This window comes from Subtercola boreus (assembly GCF_003399645.1).
Lineage (GTDB): Bacteria > Actinomycetota > Actinomycetes > Actinomycetales > Microbacteriaceae > Subtercola > Subtercola boreus_A.
The window spans coordinates 1-15328 of record NZ_NBXD01000019.1 but is presented as its reverse complement, the minus strand read 5'-3'; the positions used below and the strand labels follow the sequence as shown (position 1 = coordinate 15328).

The window sequence follows — 15328 nt, the reverse complement described above, 5'->3', positions numbered from 1 at the left end:
GACAATGCGTTAGAATCGGGAACGCACCGGGTAACCCGCAGCTGTTTCTGAAAACACGGCTGATTTGGTCAGCAATCCGGTGCAGGTTCGCGCCGAAGGTCGTTTCAGCTGGGTCTGAACGCCGGCAGCGCCACACTCCACAGGAGGAGCATGTCACGATCAGGCGTTCGCCGGTCAACCCGCACGGTCGACAACACCGGCCTCATCCCGATTCTCGCGCGGAAGGTCAGGGAGGTCGAAGCAGCCGCCCAGCGCGGCAAGGTCGTGCCCTCGAACCGCACGAAGTTCCTCGTCGTTGCCCTGCTCATGCGGGAGGAACGCGCCCGCATCAAGGGCGACTCCGAGCTGAGCGACGGCGAACGCGCCGAGCAGCTGAAACGGCTCGACGGCATCGCGGGCATCCTGGCGCAGACGGCCGCGCGCGACACCTCGCTCATCACGCTGCTGGAGAGCGACGTGCCGGTGTCGCCCGTTGCGCAGCGCATGCGCCGTGAGTATCTGACCGACGCCGGTCTCGAGGTCGAGGAGGAGGAACTCCCGCCGCCGGCCGCCGCGTCGCCGTTCGCCTCGGACTTCAGCTTCCGGGGCACCGCTGCGGAGCGACAGGTCATGCCGCAGTCGGTGAAGGCCCGCCAGCTCGCAAACCCGTTCCTCGCTCCCGACTTCAGTGCCGCGACGGCGCACCGCCCGGTCTCCCGCGGCCGCCTGTCGAGCTGGGAGCTGCTCGGCCCCCTCTACCGTGCCTTCGAGTATGGCTCCGGTGGCACGGTCGCCAGCATGGAGCTGCCCGAGGCGCCGAAGATCGACCGCATCTCGCCTCCCGGCCACGAACTCATGCACCACCAGGCGCGCTTCATCGCGGCCGTCGCCGCCGGGCACCGGTCGTTCCTGCTCGCCGATGAGCCCGGCCTCGGCAAGACGGCGCAGTCGCTGCTGGCCGCATCCGTCTCCGATTCCTACCCGCTGCTCGCGGTCGTACCGAACGTCGTCAAGATGAACTGGGCCCGCGAGGTCGAGATCTGGACCCCGCATCGCCGCGCGACGGTCATCCAGGGCGACGGGGCAGGGCTCGATGCCTTTGCCGACGTGGTGATCGTGAACTACGACGTTCTCGACCGGCACCTCGCCTGGCTCGGCACCCTCGGTTTCAAGGGCATGGTCGTCGACGAGGCGCACTTCATCAAGAACCTGCAGTCGCAACGCTCGAAGAACGTGCTGGCACTGGCTGAACGTATCCGCAGGTTCGCGCCCGGCGGCGACCCGCTGATGATGGCCCTCACCGGAACGCCGCTGATCAACGATGTCGACGACTTCCGCGCGATCTGGCAGTACCTCGGCTGGATCGACGGCGACAAGCCCACCCCCGAGCTGATGGAGAAGCTCGAAGACACCGGCCTCACCCCGGCCGACTTCGGTTTCTTCGCCGAGGCTCGCGAGGCCGTCATCGACATGGGCATCGTGCGCCGCAAGAAGGTGGATGTCGCCGCCGACCTTCCGGCGAAGCGGGTCGTCGACCTCCCGGTCGAACTCGACGACGACCTCGGCCGCTCTATCCGCCAGGCCGAAGCCGAGCTGGGCAAGCGTCTCGTCACGCGGTACCGCCGGTCTGCCGCAGGGGCGGTCGGGGCCGGTTACGACACCAGCGACGGCCCGAACGCCGAACTGATGCGCATGGTCGCCAAGGCCGAACTCGAGGAGTCGAAAGCCAGTTCGACCGGCGAGAACGTCTTCACCATGGTGCGCAAGATCGGCCAGGCCAAGGCCGGTCTCGCGGCCGACTATGCCGCCCAGCTCGCCCGCTCGGTGGGCAAGGTCGTCTTCTTCGCGAAGCACATCGACGTGATGGACCAGGCCGAGGAGGCCCTTGCGAAGGCCGGCCTCCGCACCATCTCGATCCGCGGCGACCAGAGCGCGACCTACCGCCAGACGCAGATCGACGCGTTCAACAACGACGCGGATGTCGCGGTCGCGGTGTGCTCGCTGACCGCCGCCGGTGTGGGGCTGAACCTGCAGGCTGCGTCGAACGTCGTGCTGGCTGAACTCTCCTGGACGGCGGCCGAACAGACCCAGGCGATCGACCGGGTGCACCGGATCGGCCAGGCCGAGCCTGTCACCGCGTGGCGCATCATCGCGGCGCAGACCATCGATTCGAAGATCGCCGAGCTCATCGACAGCAAGCAGGGTCTCGCGGCCCGGGCGCTCGACGGGTCGGACGCCGAGATCGGCTCGAGCGACAGTGTGCAGCTCGAGGCTCTGGTGAGCCTCCTGGAGAGGGCGTTGTCATGATCGGCGGAGGCGGCGCCGGCCTCTCCGCCGGCAGTGCCGCCACGCACAACGTCGCGCTGGAGAATCCGCTCGAACCCGATGCGTCTGAGGAGCTGTTCACCCGGGGTTCCGGGCGTTCGGGCGCACCGCGCTCGTGGCCGAAGAGTCATGGCCGGCCCGACGTCGTCGTACGCAAGGGCATGCTCGCGCTCGTCAACGAGACCCTGACGCCCCACGAAGCCCTGGTCGAAGACCTGCTGTTCGTGCGTCGGGCGCTGCAGAAGGCCCGCATCGCCTTCTTCCTCATCCGCGGCAACGACGAGCGACCGGTGATCGTGGTGGATGCCGCAGCACGTCGCAAACTCGAACGCGCGCTCGCGCTGGCCTGCCAGAACGAGCCCATGTACGCCAAGACGGTCACGGGCAAGAAGCGGCCACCGCTGCTGGTCTCCACGGGCGTGCTGTCGGAGAGCCGCAAGGCGCGCATCTTCCGGCTGTACCGCCCGCGCGTCGAGCCGCGCGGCGGGCTGACCTATGGGTCATCCATTGGAATCGAGCTGCAGCTCTGGAGCTTCGAGGCAGAGAACATCATCTGCCCCGTCGAGAATTCGCTGACACGGCGCATCCTGCCGCGGTCGGAGGCCAACCCGACGACGGTGAACCTCTACGGGCATTCGTGGAACACTCTCCGCGGCATGTTCGACATCCAGGCGACCGACGTGGTCTTCGACATCGACATGGTCTTCTCCTGGGTCGACGGCAACGACATCGACTACCAGCGCCGACGCCGGGCGCAGGGCAAGGGGTATGTCGCCGGCGACGGCGACGATTCGGATGCCCGGTACCGCCAGATCGACGAGTTGAAGTACGCGCTCCGATCGGTGTACCTGTTCGCCCCCTGGGTGAGGCGGATCTTCATCGCCACGGACTCACCGAAGCCCGCATGGTTGGCCGAGCATCCGCGGGTCACCTTCGTGCGGAGTGAGGAGTTCTTCGGCGACGTCACCGTGCTGCCGACCCACAACTCGCAGGCTGTCGAGAGCCAGCTGCACCGCATCCCGGGCATCAGCGAGTACTTCCTCTACTCCAACGACGACATGTTCTTCGGTCGCCCCGTGCAGCCGAACATGTTCTTCTCACCCGGCGGGGTCACGAAGTTCATCGAGGCCCAGACCCGTATCGGGCTGGGTGAGAACGACCTCGAGCGAAGCGGTTTCGAGAACGCGGCGAGAGTCAACCGCCGCCTGCTCAGCGAGAAGTTCGGCCGCATCATCACCCGGCACCTCGAGCATGCAGCGGCACCCCTTCGTCGGAGTGTCATGGCGGAGCTGGAGGGGGAGTTCCCCGAGGACTTCCGACGCACGGCGGCCAGTCGCTTCCGGTCGAGCACCGACATCTCGGTGACGAACTCGCTGTACCACTACTACGCGCTGATGACCGGGCAGGCCGTCGTGCAGGAGGCTGCGCGGGTCGCGTACGTCGACACGACGGTGCGGTCGGGCCTGGGGATGCTGCCCGAGATACTGCGTAAACGCGCCTACGATTTCTTCTGCCTCAACGACGGGAGCTTTCCCGAGGTGTCGGCAGAAGAGCGCACGGCCGTCGTGCAGGCGTTCCTCGAACAGTACTTCCCGTTCCCGGCCCCCTGGGAGACCGAGCGCGCTGCCCGGGTTCCGCTCGACAAAGGCCAGTTCGTCGCGGCAGGGTAGGTCGCGGCGGGGCAGGTCAGCGGGGAAGGTCGGCCCATCCCTTGATCCGTCAGGCGGTGGCGACCAGGGCCGGCACGACCAGGGGCTCTTCGGCCACGACGGGGGCACCGGCCGGGGGGAGGAATGCAACCCCGGCCTTCTCGAGAATGGCTGCGGTCTCCGACGCGGAGGTGTACGACACCTGCGCGTAGTGCCCGATCGGTACCACCGAGTGCAGCACCGTGTTCTCGAAGACGTGGATCAGGTTGAACGCCTGGGCTCCGTCACGGGCGAGGGTTCCGCCGACCGGCACGTTCAGGTCCTGCGTGTAGCAGGTCGCCGAGGCCACCGAGACGGGCACACCGGCGAACATCGCCGTCGACGAGTAGTGCAGGTGCCCGGCGATGATGGAGCGAACGTCGCTGCCCTGGATGACCTCGGCAAGCGAGGCCTGGTCGCGAAGCTCCACCATGACGGCGAGGTCGAGCACGCTGGGCACGGGCGGGTGATGCATGGCGAGGATGGTGCCGTGCGGTGCGGGGCTTGAGAGCTCTTCGGCGAGCCAGTCGAGCTGGGCGGGGGTCACCTCTCCGTAGTGCGACCCGGGCACCGTGCTGTCGAGGGTGATGATGCGCAGGCCGTTGATGTCGTGCACACGGTCTATCGGCTTCATCGAGGGCTGCTGGTCGAGCAGCCCGGCGCGGAATGCCGCGCGGTTGTCGTGGTTGCCCATGACCCAGATGACCTCTGCGCCGAGCTTGGCGGCGGCGGGTTCGACGATCGCGCGGAGCTTCTCGTACGCCTTCGGGTCGCCCTTGTCGGCGAGGTCTCCGGTGAAGACGATGGCCTCGGGCCGGGCACCGGACTCCAGCAGCTCACCGAGGATCTTCGTGAGGTGCGCCTCGCTGTCGACCTTGCCGTACAGCAGGTCGTCGTGGCCGACGAAGTGGGTGTCGCTGAAGTGCAGCACGAAGTGATCGGGCCGCGGGTACTGGGCGAAGGTCTTCGCCGGGGCCGGGGAGATCGGGGTGGGTTGGTCGGGTTCCGTTGACGCAGCTTGAGCTGGCATTTTTGACAAGGGCCGTTTCGGGTTGGCTTTCCCGCTGTGTGGCTGCACGACGGGCGGTGCGAAACAAAGCCAAGCAGACGAAACTGTATGTCGGGTAAACGCCACGCGGCAAGAAGACAAACATGCGCGGGCCTGGATTTGTGCCTCAGAAAGTATGTCACTGTAAGGTCGGCTTGGCTAGAAGATGTCGCCGTGAATCAACGCACGACGCCGCACGGAGGTGGATCTGCATGAAGTTCTCACAGGTGATCAAAGGCGCCGTCACGCGTCGTCCCGCCTCGCACGACGACGCTCCGGTCGAGGTCGCACCGAGTCTGCATCCGTTCGGCGCGGGCGGTGGCGTCATCGACAACGCCATCTACTCCGAGGGCAAGCGGGTGCTCTCCTGCGCGACACCCCAGCAGACGATCGAGGCCCTGTCGAGCATCCCCGACGCCCTCGCCTGGATCGGACTGTTCCGCCCCGACGAGGCGGCCCTGTCAGAACTCGAACACGAATTCGGGCTGCATCCGCTCGCCATCGAAGACGCGGTCGGCGCACACCAGCGCCCGAAGCTGGAGCGGTACGGCGACGTGCTCTTCGTCGTGCTGCGCGCCGCCTTCTATGTGGACGAACGGGAGGAGGTCGAGTTCGGCGAGCTGCACCTCTTCGTGGGCCCGAACTTCGTGGTCTCTGTCAGGCACAGCGCCTCGCCCGACCTGTCGATCGTCAGGCGGCGCATGGAGGCTGACCCGAAACTCCTCGCCCTCGGCCCGATCGCCGCGCTCTACGGCATCATGGATGCGGTCGTCGACCAGTACGCTCCTGTCGTCGCCGGACTCGAGACCGACATCGACCAGATCGAGGCGCAGGTCTTCGAGGGTGACCCCGAGGTCTCGCGGCGCATCTATGAACTCTCTCAGGAGGTGCTCGACTTCCAGCGTGCGACGCTGCCGCTGACCGGGATGCTGCAGACCCTCCGTGAAACGTACGGCCAGGGTGAGACGGGAAACCTCGAGCTCAAGCGGGCGTTCCGCGATGTCGCCGACCACGTTGCGGTGGTCAACGAGCGGGTGGACGGTTTTCGCCAGACCCTGCGCGAGATCCTCACCGTGAATGCGACTCTCGTCGCGCAGCGCCAGAACGAAGACATGAAGAAACTCGCCGAGACGAGCAACCACCAGAACGATGAGGTCAAGAAGATCTCCGCCTGGGCCGCCATCTTCTTCGCCCCCACGGTCGTGACCGGCATCTACGGCATGAACTTCGACTACATGCCCGAGCTGCACTTCACCTGGAGCTATCCGGCGGCGATCGGCCTCATGGTCGGCCTCAGTGTAGGCCTCTACGCCATGTTCAAGAAGCGCGGGTGGCTGTGAGACCTTCGGGCGTAGCCTGAGGCGATGACATCCCTCTGGCTGGCGTCGACACCCGAGATCACGACCGATCCGTTCGAACCGGATGCCCGCTACGACGAGGTCGTGGTGGGGGCGGGTCTCACCGGGCTCACGATTGCGCTGCTCTTCGCCCGGGCGGGCAGGAGGGTCGCCGTGCTCGAGTCGCGCTCCATCGGGGCCCTCGCCACCGGGAAAAGCACCGCCAAGCTCTCGCTGCTGCAGAGCAGCCAGTTGCAGAAGATCAAGGCGCACACCTACCAGTCGGTCGTACAGGCCTACGTCGACGGCAACCTCGCGGGCCAACGGTGGCTGCTCGACTACGCCGACTCCCGGGGAATAGCGGTTCAGCGCCGTGACGCGGTGAGCTACGCCGGTACTTCTGAGGGTGTCGCGACCGTCGAACGGGAGTACCGCATCGCCGCGTCGGCGGGGCTCCCTGTGCGGCTCACCGACACGACAGACCTGCCGTTCGAGACATTCGGGGCGGTCGTGCTGCCCGACCAGGCGCAGTTCGACCCGCTCGACATTCTGGGCGCGCTGGCGGCGGATCTCCGCGAGCTCGGCGGTGTCATCATCCAGGGCACACGGGTGATCGGTGTGAAGGCCGAGAAGCCGGCCCGGGTGCGCACCTCGCGCGGCGAGGTCTTCGGCGACCATGTGCTGTTGACCACCGGCACCCCGATGCTCAACCGTGGTCTGTACTTCGCCAAGCTCAGCGCGAAGCGGTCGTACGCGGCGTCGTACTCCCTGCCGGCGGATGCGACGCTCCTGCCGCAGGGAATGTACCTGTCGGTGGATGCGCCGACCCGGTCGGTGCGTACGGTTCCGGCAAAGGACGGTGTGACGGCGGATGCCGGGGCCGCCGGTCTGGCAGCCGACACGTTGATCGTGGGCGGCAACGGGCATCCGGTCGGCCGCGAGCACGACACCCAGCGCCTCGTGGACGACCTGCACGAGTGGACGGCCGACCACTTCCCGGGCGCCAAACCCACCCACTCGTGGAGCGCGCAGGACTACGAGACGCCGCACCGTGTGCCCTTCGTCGGCTACCTGCCGCGTGGTCGGGGCCGCATCTACTTCGCCAGCGGCTATGACAAGTGGGGCATGACGAACGCGGTCCAGGCTGCGCTGACGCTGTTCGGCGACATCACCGGCGACACTCCGCCCTGGGCGAAGGTGCTGCACCACCGGGTGACGCTGCCCGCCGCCATCGCCTCGGGCCTCGGCGCGAACGCGGCCACCGGTTGGTGGGCGTTGAAGGGGTGGGCGGGTGTGCTCACCGGGCCGGCGACGGATGATCTGCCGCTGCCCGACGAGGGCCAGGGTTTCATCGCCCGCTCCGGCCTCCGGCCCACCGGAACCTCAACGGTCGACGGACGCACCTGCCAGGTCTCGGCGGTCTGTCCGCACCTCGGCGGCGTACTCACGTGGAACACCGCCGAGACCTCGTGGGACTGCCCTCTGCACGGCTCCCGCTTCGCCCCAGACGGCACCCTCCTCGAGGGCCCCACCACCCACGACCTCCGAACCTGAATCGCGCCGCCCCGACCCCCGAAGGCAACGGACACGAATCCTGCACTCGTGCGCGCTATGCGGCGGGGATGGCGGTATTCGTGTCCGTCCGGCCCGCGAGGCGGGTGGGGCTGGTGTGGGGGTAGTGCGCTAGCGCCGGGGGCGGTTCGCGAGGCGGGCGACGGCGGCCGTCGGGATCGAGACCCAGCTGGGGCGGTTGCGCACCTCGTAGATCGCCTCGTAGAGGGCCTTGTCGATCTCGAACGCATCCAGCAGGGCCCGGTTCGCACGCAGGTCGATCCCCGATCGGGCGATGTAGCCGTCGAGGAAGGCGGCCCGGGCATCCAGTGCCCACTCTGTCGCAGATTCACCGGGGTGGGTCTGTGCGTAGGAGCCGGCCACGTAGTCGAAGGAGCGCAGCATGCCCGCGATGTCGCGGAGCGCGAGGTCGGGCTGGCTGCGCTCGACCATCGGCCGCAGAGGTTCGCCCTCGAAGTCGACCAGCACCCAGCCGCCGGCGGGCGTCGAGAGCACCTGGCCCAGGTGGTAGTCGCCGTGGATGCGCTGCAGGTTCGGCCACGGGCTCGCCTCCGCCGCCTCGAACACGCGCTCGATCGCGTCGTTGTGTTCGGCGAGCGACGGGACCTCACGCACCGCACCACCGTGGCGGCGGCGCATGCTCGTCATGACGGCGGCCACCACGTCGCCCGCGGGCTCGATCGTGGGCAGCACCTCGGCGAGGGTCTCGTGCACCTCGGCGGTCGCCTCACCGAGCGCCGTCGCCTCGACGACGAACGAACGACCCGCTTCCACGGCGTCGAGTGCCACGCGCCAGGCGTCCTGTACGCCGGGCAGGAACTCCTGCGCGAAGGCGAGGTGGCCCGAGGTGCGACCGTCGGGCATCCGTGAATCGTGCCACTGGCCGACGACGCTGCCGATCGAGGCGGGGACCCGGGTGGAGCCGGCCTTCGCCAGCGCCGACTGCAGCACGACATCGGGGTTGTTGCCGTGGTGCAGCACCCGGAAGACCTTGGTGATGACGGGAGTGTGGGTTTCGCCCTCGGGCGATTCGACCTCCATGATGATGGACGAGTTCGACTGTTCGCCGCTCAGCACCTTCGCCGACACAACGGTCAGTGGATGCCCGGAGAGCTGTGCCCGCCCCGTCGCCGTGGCCCCACCGGTGCCATCGCTGGCCTGGTCCCTGGTGATCAGGTCGAGCAGGGCACCGGAGTAGGCGAGGTCGTGCGTGCCGTCGTAGACGAACTGGGTGTGGGCACCCTCGCCGGTGGTGACGGCGTTCGTGGGAGTGTCGGAGTCGGCCCTGTCAGACCCCGGCTGCGCGCTCAGCGCCACGATGAGCGAATTCTCGTACTCGGGCACCCGGTCGCCCCGCACGGTGAGCGGCACCTGGTAGAGCCGCGACTGCTGCCCGCCCTCGTCGAGCACGAGGAATGTCGTGACCCGCACCTCGGCGTCACCGTGCGGCAGATCGAAGCTGCCGATCAGGCGGAGCTTCGGGCGGGAAGCCTTTCCGCCGAACCAGCGCTGCCTCGGCATCCATTCGGCCAGGGAACCCAGCAGAGCGTTGTCGAACGGTTCGGAGTCGAAGGGTGAGGTTTCATTGAGCACAGAATCAGTCATCGTTCGCCTTCATTGTCGCTCGCGGTGGTCTGTCTTCACCCTACACAGCGAGGCGGGAGGCGAGGGTCAGTTGACAATCAGGCCAGGCCCAGCACGTCGAGCATCCAGGCGTACTCGTAGGCCGTCTCCTTCCAGCGCTCGTAGCGACCGCTCACCCCGCCGTGGCCCGCGGTGAGCTCGATCTTGATCAGCGGGTCGGCGCCCGCCTCCCGCAGGCGCGCCACCCACTTCGCGGGCTCGACGTACAGCACCCGCGTGTCGTTCAGGCTGGTCACCGCGAGGATCTTCGGGTACCGGATGCCCTCACGAATGTTCTCGTAGGGGGAGTACGACTTCATGTAGGCGTACACCTCCGCATCGTGCAGCGGATCGCCCCACTCATCCCACTCGATGACGGTGAGCGGCAGTGACGGGTCGAGGATCGACGTCAGCGCGTCGACGAACGGCACCTGCGCGAGGATGCCCGCGAACAGTTCGGGTGCGTCGTTCGCCACCGCGCCCATCAGCAGCCCGCCGGCACTGCCGCCCTGCGCGACGAGCTGGTCGGGGCTGGTGTCGCCGGCCTCGATCAGGTGGCGCGCGGCGGCCGCGAAATCGGTGAAGGTGTTGCGTTTGGAGAGCTTCTTGCCCTGCTCGTACCACCAGCGGCCGCGCTCGCCGCCGCCGCGAACGTGGGCGATTGCGAAGACCACGCCGCGGTCGAGCAGCGACAGCCGCGCGACCGAGAACGAGGGGTCGATACTGGCCTCGTACGAACCGTAGCCGTAGAGCACCAGCGGGGCGGGGGTACCGGGGGTGACGAGGTCGGTGCGGTAGACGAGAGAGAGCGGGATGCTCGTTCCTGCAGTTGTGCCCTCGGTGTCACTGCCGTTGTCGATGTCACCGTCGCCCGCGTCGGCCCACGCTCGCCGCTGGGTGTAGGCGGAGCTGTCGTATCCGCCGAGCACCGGTTGCTGCTTCAGCTGCCGCAGCTCGCCGGTGCCGATGTCGTAGTCGTACACGGTCGACGGCGTCACGAAGGAGGTGAAGCCCACGCGGAGGGTGGGCTGCGTCCATTCCGGGTTGCTGCCGGTGCCGGTGACGGAGAGCAGCTCATCGAAGGGGAGCTCTTCGAGCGGGCCGTAGCCGCTGCCATCACCATCTGCCCCGGCCAGTCGGATGACCGCGACCCTGCTGAGCGCGTCGCGCCGGTATTCCACGCTCAGGTGGGTCTGGAACGCGTCGACGCTCTCCAGCCGCACCTCGGGGTCGTGCGCCAACACGGCGTGCCAACGCGACTCGTCGAGCGGAGCATCCGGGGCCACCTCGAGCAGCTCGAAGTTGTCACCGTTCGCGTTGTGGGTGAGCAGAAGCTTGTCGGTGCCGTCGACGACAGCGTGTTCGACGGAGTACTCGACGCCCTCAAGGCGCGGCCAGACCACCGTGAACGCGCCCTCGGGCGTCGCCGCAGCGAGAAGGTGCGTCTCGCTGGTGACGCTCGAACCGACATCGATCTGAAGGTAGGCCCGACTGCGGGTGATTCCGACACCGACCCAGTACCGCTCGTCGGGTTCGGTGAAGACGAGCGTGTCTTCGCCCGCGCTGCCGACCTCGTGTCGCCAGATGGTGTCGGGGCGCCAGGCATCGTCGACCGTCGGATAGAAGACGAAGCGGCCATCGGGCGAGAACGTTGCACCGGCGGCGGTGTTCTCGACCACATCGGGGAGGTCGGTACCGGTCGCCAGGTCGCGGATGCGGAGCGTGTAGCGCTCATCGCCGACGGTGTCGACCGCATAGGCGAGCAGGCCCCCGTCGGCACTGGTGTCAAAGCTGCCCAGGGAGTAGAAGTCCCGTCCTTCGGCCTCGATGTTGTCGTCGAGCACGACCACCTCACCGGGCACGGGTCGCCCGGGTTCCAGGGTGGGCGGCATCCAATCGTCAGGCGAGTCGATGGGTGCCCGGGCGTGCACGCCGTACTGCTTGCCCTCGATGGTGCGCGTGTAGTACCACCACGCTCCGTCGCGAACCGGTACCGAGAGGTCGGTCTCGCGCGTTCGGGCTTTGATCTCGTCGAAGAGGGCCGCGCGCAACGGCTCGAGATGGGCCGTCTGCTGCTCGGCGAAGGCATTCTCGGCCGTCAGGTGAGCGATGACACGGGCATCGTCTTTGTCGCGGAGCCATTCGTAGTCGTCAGTCACCGTGTCGCCGTGATGGGTGCGACGGATGGGGATCTTCGCGGCTCGAGGGGGCTGCAGCGATTCGGGGTTGGCCATGGCTCAACCGTAGTTGAGGCGCCAGACATCCGTCCCGGCCCCGGTGGACTACCGTAGGATCCGGAGTTGAAGGCAGGGGCATGAACCACCAGGTGCACATCGAGATCGAGCGCAAGTACGACGTCGACGACACGACCGTCGTTCCCGATCTGACCGGGGTCGGGTCGATCGCGCGGGTCTCCGAGCCCGACACCGCGACGCTGCACGCCGTGTACTACGACACCGCTGACTTCCGTCTCGCCTCCGAGCGCATCGTTCTTCGCCGGCGCGGGGGCGGCGCCGATGAGGGCTGGCACATCAAACTGCCGGGAGACGAGGGTCGGCTCGAGCTGCACTGGCCGCTCGGCGATGAATCGCCGGTTCCCGCCGCTGTGCTCGACCTCGTGCTGGTGCATGTGCGCGATCATCCGCTCGCCCCGGTGGCGCGCCTGACGACCACCCGCACCACCATCTGTCTCTACGACGAGAACGACGTCGTCCTTGCGGAGATCGCCGACGACCTCGTGTCGGCCGGTGACGTGGCCACCGCGCAGCTGAGGGTCTGGCGGGAGTGGGAGGTCGAACTCACCGACGACGCCCCCGGTTCGCCGAAGAAGCGGCAGGCGCTCCTCGACGCGATAGAGAACAGGCTGCAGGCCGCCGGTGCCACGCCCAGTGCCAGTATCTCCAAGCTCGCCCACGCGCTAGGACGCGAGAAGCTCGGTGAGCAGGAGCCGCGCTGGGTGCTGGGTTCCAAGAGTTCTGCGGGCGAGGTTCTGCGGGCCGCGATCGCCCGGCAGACGGCCCGCCTGAAAGAGGCCGATCCTCTCGTACGCCAGGACGAAGACGGTGCGGTGCACACCATGCGCTCCTCCGTTCGGCGGTTGCGAAGCATCCTCGAGACCTATCGCGCGGTGCTCATGTCGCCCGAGGCCACGTATCTCGAAGCAGAACTGAAGGCGCTCGGCAAGGTGCTCGGCGACACACGCGACCCCCAGGTGATGCACGACCGGGCCCGTAACCTCGTGCGTTCGCAGGCGAACAAGCGCATGCACGAGGCGGTGTTGACGCGCCTGGTCGCCGGCAAGGCAGCGGAATACCAGCGGTCGCTGCGGTACCTGAACCGCATCATGTCGGGCCCGCGGTACTTCCGCCTGCTCGACGCCCTCGAAGACTTCAGCGCGAACGCCACGTTCGGCAAGAGATTGCGCGGGTCGGCCGCCAAGGTGCTCGCGAAGCCGATCGCCCGCGACTTCGCCCGGGTCGCGAAACACATGGGTGCGGTGAACGATGCGGCCAACCCTGAACAGTGGAACGAGCGCGTGCACGATGTGCGCAAAGCCGCCCGCCGACTTCGGTTCGGCGTCGAGGCCGTCTCGTCGGGCAATACGGCGATCTTCGGCGACAAGGCACGCCGGCTCGCGCTTGCTTCAGAGCGTGTTCAGGATGCCCTCGGCGAATACCGCGACAGCCTTCTGCTGCAGAGACTCCTGGTCAGCAGCGCCGACGCGGCCGCCGGCGAAGGAGAGAACACCTTCGGTTTCGGTCGGCTGCATGCCCTCGAGCAACAGCGCTCGGATTTCGCGATCGAGGAGTACGCCCGCGCCCGCGGCCAGTTCGCCCTCGCGAAGAAATGGGTGCCAGGAAACTAAAGCAGCCGCGTCGCGGGCCGAGCGCGACCCTGCCGGGGCCTGCACGGCCTCGCGAGTCGGGTCGATCCGTGAGGATCACGCGCCGTGGCCAGCGCCCTACGCCGGGGCCCGTGCATTGAGCGCGCCCGGTTGGGTTCGGAGCGCCGCCGTGACCCAGCCGCCGGCACCACGAGTAAGGCGCCCCAGTTTAGGTGCCGGGCGCCGCGGCTAAGGCGTCGTGGGTCAGGCGCCGGGCGCCTGGCCGTCGGTGGGTGTCGCCTCGGGGATGGGGAGCAGGCCCTCGCCCTCGAGGGAGGTGTCAACCTGTTCCTGTTCGCGCTCGTCTTCCTTCTGCTCGAGCTGGTCGGAGGTGGTCTCGGCTGTCGAGGTGTCGGTCGCGGTGATCTCGGCCTCAGTGCCGTCGGGGTTGGTGTGGGTGTCGCTCATGAGCCAAGCCTAGAACGCCCCGCCGACAGTGGCACGGGTTGCCAGAGAAGTGCGTGTGTGCTTGCACTCCGGTCTACCGCTCGGGCGGGCTGGCAGAGTGTTGCTGATGCGATGGCGTCGCTGATCGAGTGGCATCACCTACCACGTGGTTTGTCGTGGGCCCGTCTGGGTCACGGTGGCCGCGCTCCGCCGATGGGGCTATCTGCGGAAGGGTGCGGTTGCACTGCTGCGCTCTCCGGGCTTGCCGGGGGAGGCGTGGGGTGTTTGAATGCCTGGGGGTGCCGCGCCCTGCGGGCTTGCCGACGGATGGGTGTGGTGGGCGGGTGGCTGGGGCTGCCGCGCCCTGCGGGCTTGGCGGGGATGGATGGGCGGGTTGAGCGGATGGTTGGTGCAGTGGCTGGACGCCTAAGCTGGGGGCGTCCAGGAGGTGGCTGGATCGGATGGCCGGGAGGCGCACTGCGAGAATCCGGCGCGTGACTGACGGATGTCCGGTGTGCGAGAGTGACGCCGGGCGCGCGGGCGCGCGGCCGCATGGTTCAGGGTGCGCGGTGCGCGGTGCGCGGTGCGCGGTTGAGGGTCAACTTCTGCTCGGTGTCAGGATGATTGGTGCGCGGGGGTGGGTGGGCGGCTGTGCCGTGAATGACTGAGTCTGCTGCGGGTTAGCCGGTTTGTGGGAGTGGGCGGGCGCGGTTTTGTTGGCAGGGTCTGGGGGTTTGCCGCCAGTCGAGCCAGTCGGGGGGTATCAGATGTGGGGTGCCGTTTCGCATCACCAGCTTCCACCTCGTTTTGTGCACATGTGAGTGGTGGAAGTGGCAGAGTAGGGCACCGTTGTCGAGGTCTGTTTTGCCGGGTTGGTAGGTTTTCGTTTGCCAACCTTCGACGTGGTGTGATTCGCACCAGGACGGTGGGGCTTCGCAGGAGGGCCACACGCAGCCGCCGTCTCGGGCGGCGAGGGCCCGGTTTTGGGCGGCGGTGAACAGGCGCTTCGTTTTGCCGTGCTGCAACACCTGACCCTGGCTACCGAAGAGTGTGGTGATGACATCCGAGTGGCAGAGGAGTGTTTCGATCGTGCTTGCAGGGACGGGTTCGGTGAGACCGTCGATCCAACCGATACCGCGACCGGAGATGGCGTCGTCGAGGGTGGCGTGCACGTTCACGGTGGGGGCTGCCCCGTTCAGGCGCGGCATCGACGGAAGGCCGGCCGCGGTGGTGACGAGTTGGAGGAGGCCGTCGGCGAGTTTCTGACCCCTGGTGCGGGTGTCGCGGAGTAGCGGGTCGACCGAGTCGCCGTCGGGGGCGGTCAGGTCGTGGGTGCCGGCGCCGGTGCTGGTGCCGGTGGGGTCGGTGAAGGTGGGGATGCGGGGGCTCGTGAACGGCTCAAGGGCTGCCCGCAAATGACCTGCGGCGGTCGGTGGGAGGAGGCCGGTGAGTTTCGTCATCCCGGTCTTCTCCGTGACCAAGGTCA

General features: G+C 67.7%; 10 protein-coding genes. 5 read left to right on the top strand and 5 right to left on the bottom strand.

Annotated elements, in window-relative coordinates:
- The first annotated feature begins 150 nt into the window (after positions 1-150).
- Positions 151-2286 carry a DEAD/DEAH box helicase gene (locus tag B7R24_RS09485; RefSeq protein WP_116418736.1) on the top strand — a complete coding sequence of 712 codons (2136 nt, stop codon included), beginning with the start codon at positions 151-153 and terminating at the stop codon, positions 2284-2286.
- Positions 2283-3974: a stealth family protein gene (locus B7R24_RS09480; RefSeq protein WP_116418735.1), complete on the top strand. Its 1692-nt coding sequence runs from the start codon at positions 2283-2285 to the stop codon at positions 3972-3974. Before B7R24_RS09485 ends, B7R24_RS09480 begins: the two co-directional genes overlap by 4 nt.
- Before the next feature lie 49 nt (positions 3975-4023).
- On the opposite strand, the gene B7R24_RS09475 is transcribed toward B7R24_RS09480, so the two are convergent.
- Positions 4024-5022: a phosphodiesterase gene (locus tag B7R24_RS09475; protein ID WP_116418734.1), complete on the bottom strand. Its 999-nt coding sequence runs from the start codon at positions 5020-5022 to the stop codon at positions 4024-4026.
- 230 nt (positions 5023-5252) lie between these two features.
- Between B7R24_RS09475 and B7R24_RS09470 the strand changes: the two genes are divergently transcribed.
- Both B7R24_RS09470 and B7R24_RS09465 read left to right on the top strand, forming a co-directional pair.
- Positions 5253-6380 (top strand): magnesium and cobalt transport protein CorA, encoded by a 1128-nt coding sequence (locus B7R24_RS09470; RefSeq protein ID WP_116418733.1) that lies wholly within the window; start codon positions 5253-5255, stop codon positions 6378-6380.
- 24 nt (positions 6381-6404) lie between these two features.
- Positions 6405-7931, top strand: a complete 1527-nt coding sequence (locus B7R24_RS09465; protein ID WP_116418732.1) for an FAD-dependent oxidoreductase — start codon at positions 6405-6407, stop codon at positions 7929-7931.
- A gap of 129 nt (positions 7932-8060) precedes the next feature.
- Here the strand turns inward: B7R24_RS09465 and B7R24_RS09460 are convergent, their stop codons facing one another.
- Both B7R24_RS09460 and B7R24_RS09455 read right to left on the bottom strand, forming a co-directional pair.
- Positions 8061-9542 (bottom strand): maltokinase N-terminal cap-like domain-containing protein, encoded by a 1482-nt coding sequence (locus tag B7R24_RS09460; RefSeq protein ID WP_253259954.1) that lies wholly within the window; start codon positions 9540-9542, stop codon positions 8061-8063.
- An 89-nt stretch (positions 9543-9631) separates the two neighbouring features.
- Positions 9632-11806, bottom strand: coding sequence for a S9 family peptidase (locus B7R24_RS09455; protein WP_116418730.1), 2175 nt, complete (start codon positions 11804-11806; stop codon positions 9632-9634).
- An 80-nt stretch (positions 11807-11886) separates the two neighbouring features.
- Here B7R24_RS09455 and B7R24_RS09450 point away from each other — a divergent pair, with 80 nt between their 5' ends.
- Positions 11887-13437, top strand: coding sequence for a CYTH and CHAD domain-containing protein (locus B7R24_RS09450; protein WP_116418729.1), 1551 nt, complete (start codon positions 11887-11889; stop codon positions 13435-13437).
- A gap of 222 nt (positions 13438-13659) precedes the next feature.
- On the opposite strand, the gene B7R24_RS09445 is transcribed toward B7R24_RS09450, so the two are convergent.
- Together B7R24_RS09445 and B7R24_RS09440 are read right to left on the bottom strand one after the other, a co-directional pair.
- Positions 13660-13863 (bottom strand): hypothetical protein, encoded by a 204-nt coding sequence (locus B7R24_RS09445; RefSeq protein WP_116418728.1) that lies wholly within the window; start codon positions 13861-13863, stop codon positions 13660-13662.
- A gap of 659 nt (positions 13864-14522) precedes the next feature.
- Positions 14523-15328: HNH endonuclease signature motif containing protein (locus B7R24_RS09440; protein ID WP_147304010.1), on the bottom strand; the 806-nt coding region annotated here is incomplete at its 5' end.

Bases quoted from the DNA above. Each gene is read 5' to 3' on its own strand.
- B7R24_RS09485 (WP_116418736.1), top strand. From the start codon at position 151: ATGTCACGATCAGGCGTTCGCCGGTCAACCCGCACGGTCGACAACACC.
- B7R24_RS09480 (WP_116418735.1), top strand. From the start codon at position 2,283: ATGATCGGCGGAGGCGGCGCCGGCCTCTCCGCCGGCAGTGCCGCCACG.
- B7R24_RS09475 (WP_116418734.1), bottom strand. From the start codon at position 5,022: ATGCCAGCTCAAGCTGCGTCAACGGAACCCGACCAACCCACCCCGATC.
- B7R24_RS09470 (WP_116418733.1), top strand. From the start codon at position 5,253: ATGAAGTTCTCACAGGTGATCAAAGGCGCCGTCACGCGTCGTCCCGCC.
- B7R24_RS09465 (WP_116418732.1), top strand. From the start codon at position 6,405: ATGACATCCCTCTGGCTGGCGTCGACACCCGAGATCACGACCGATCCG.
- B7R24_RS09455 (WP_116418730.1), bottom strand. From the start codon at position 11,806: ATGGCCAACCCCGAATCGCTGCAGCCCCCTCGAGCCGCGAAGATCCCC.
- B7R24_RS09450 (WP_116418729.1), top strand. From the start codon at position 11,887: ATGAACCACCAGGTGCACATCGAGATCGAGCGCAAGTACGACGTCGAC.
- B7R24_RS09445 (WP_116418728.1), bottom strand. From the start codon at position 13,863: ATGAGCGACACCCACACCAACCCCGACGGCACTGAGGCCGAGATCACC.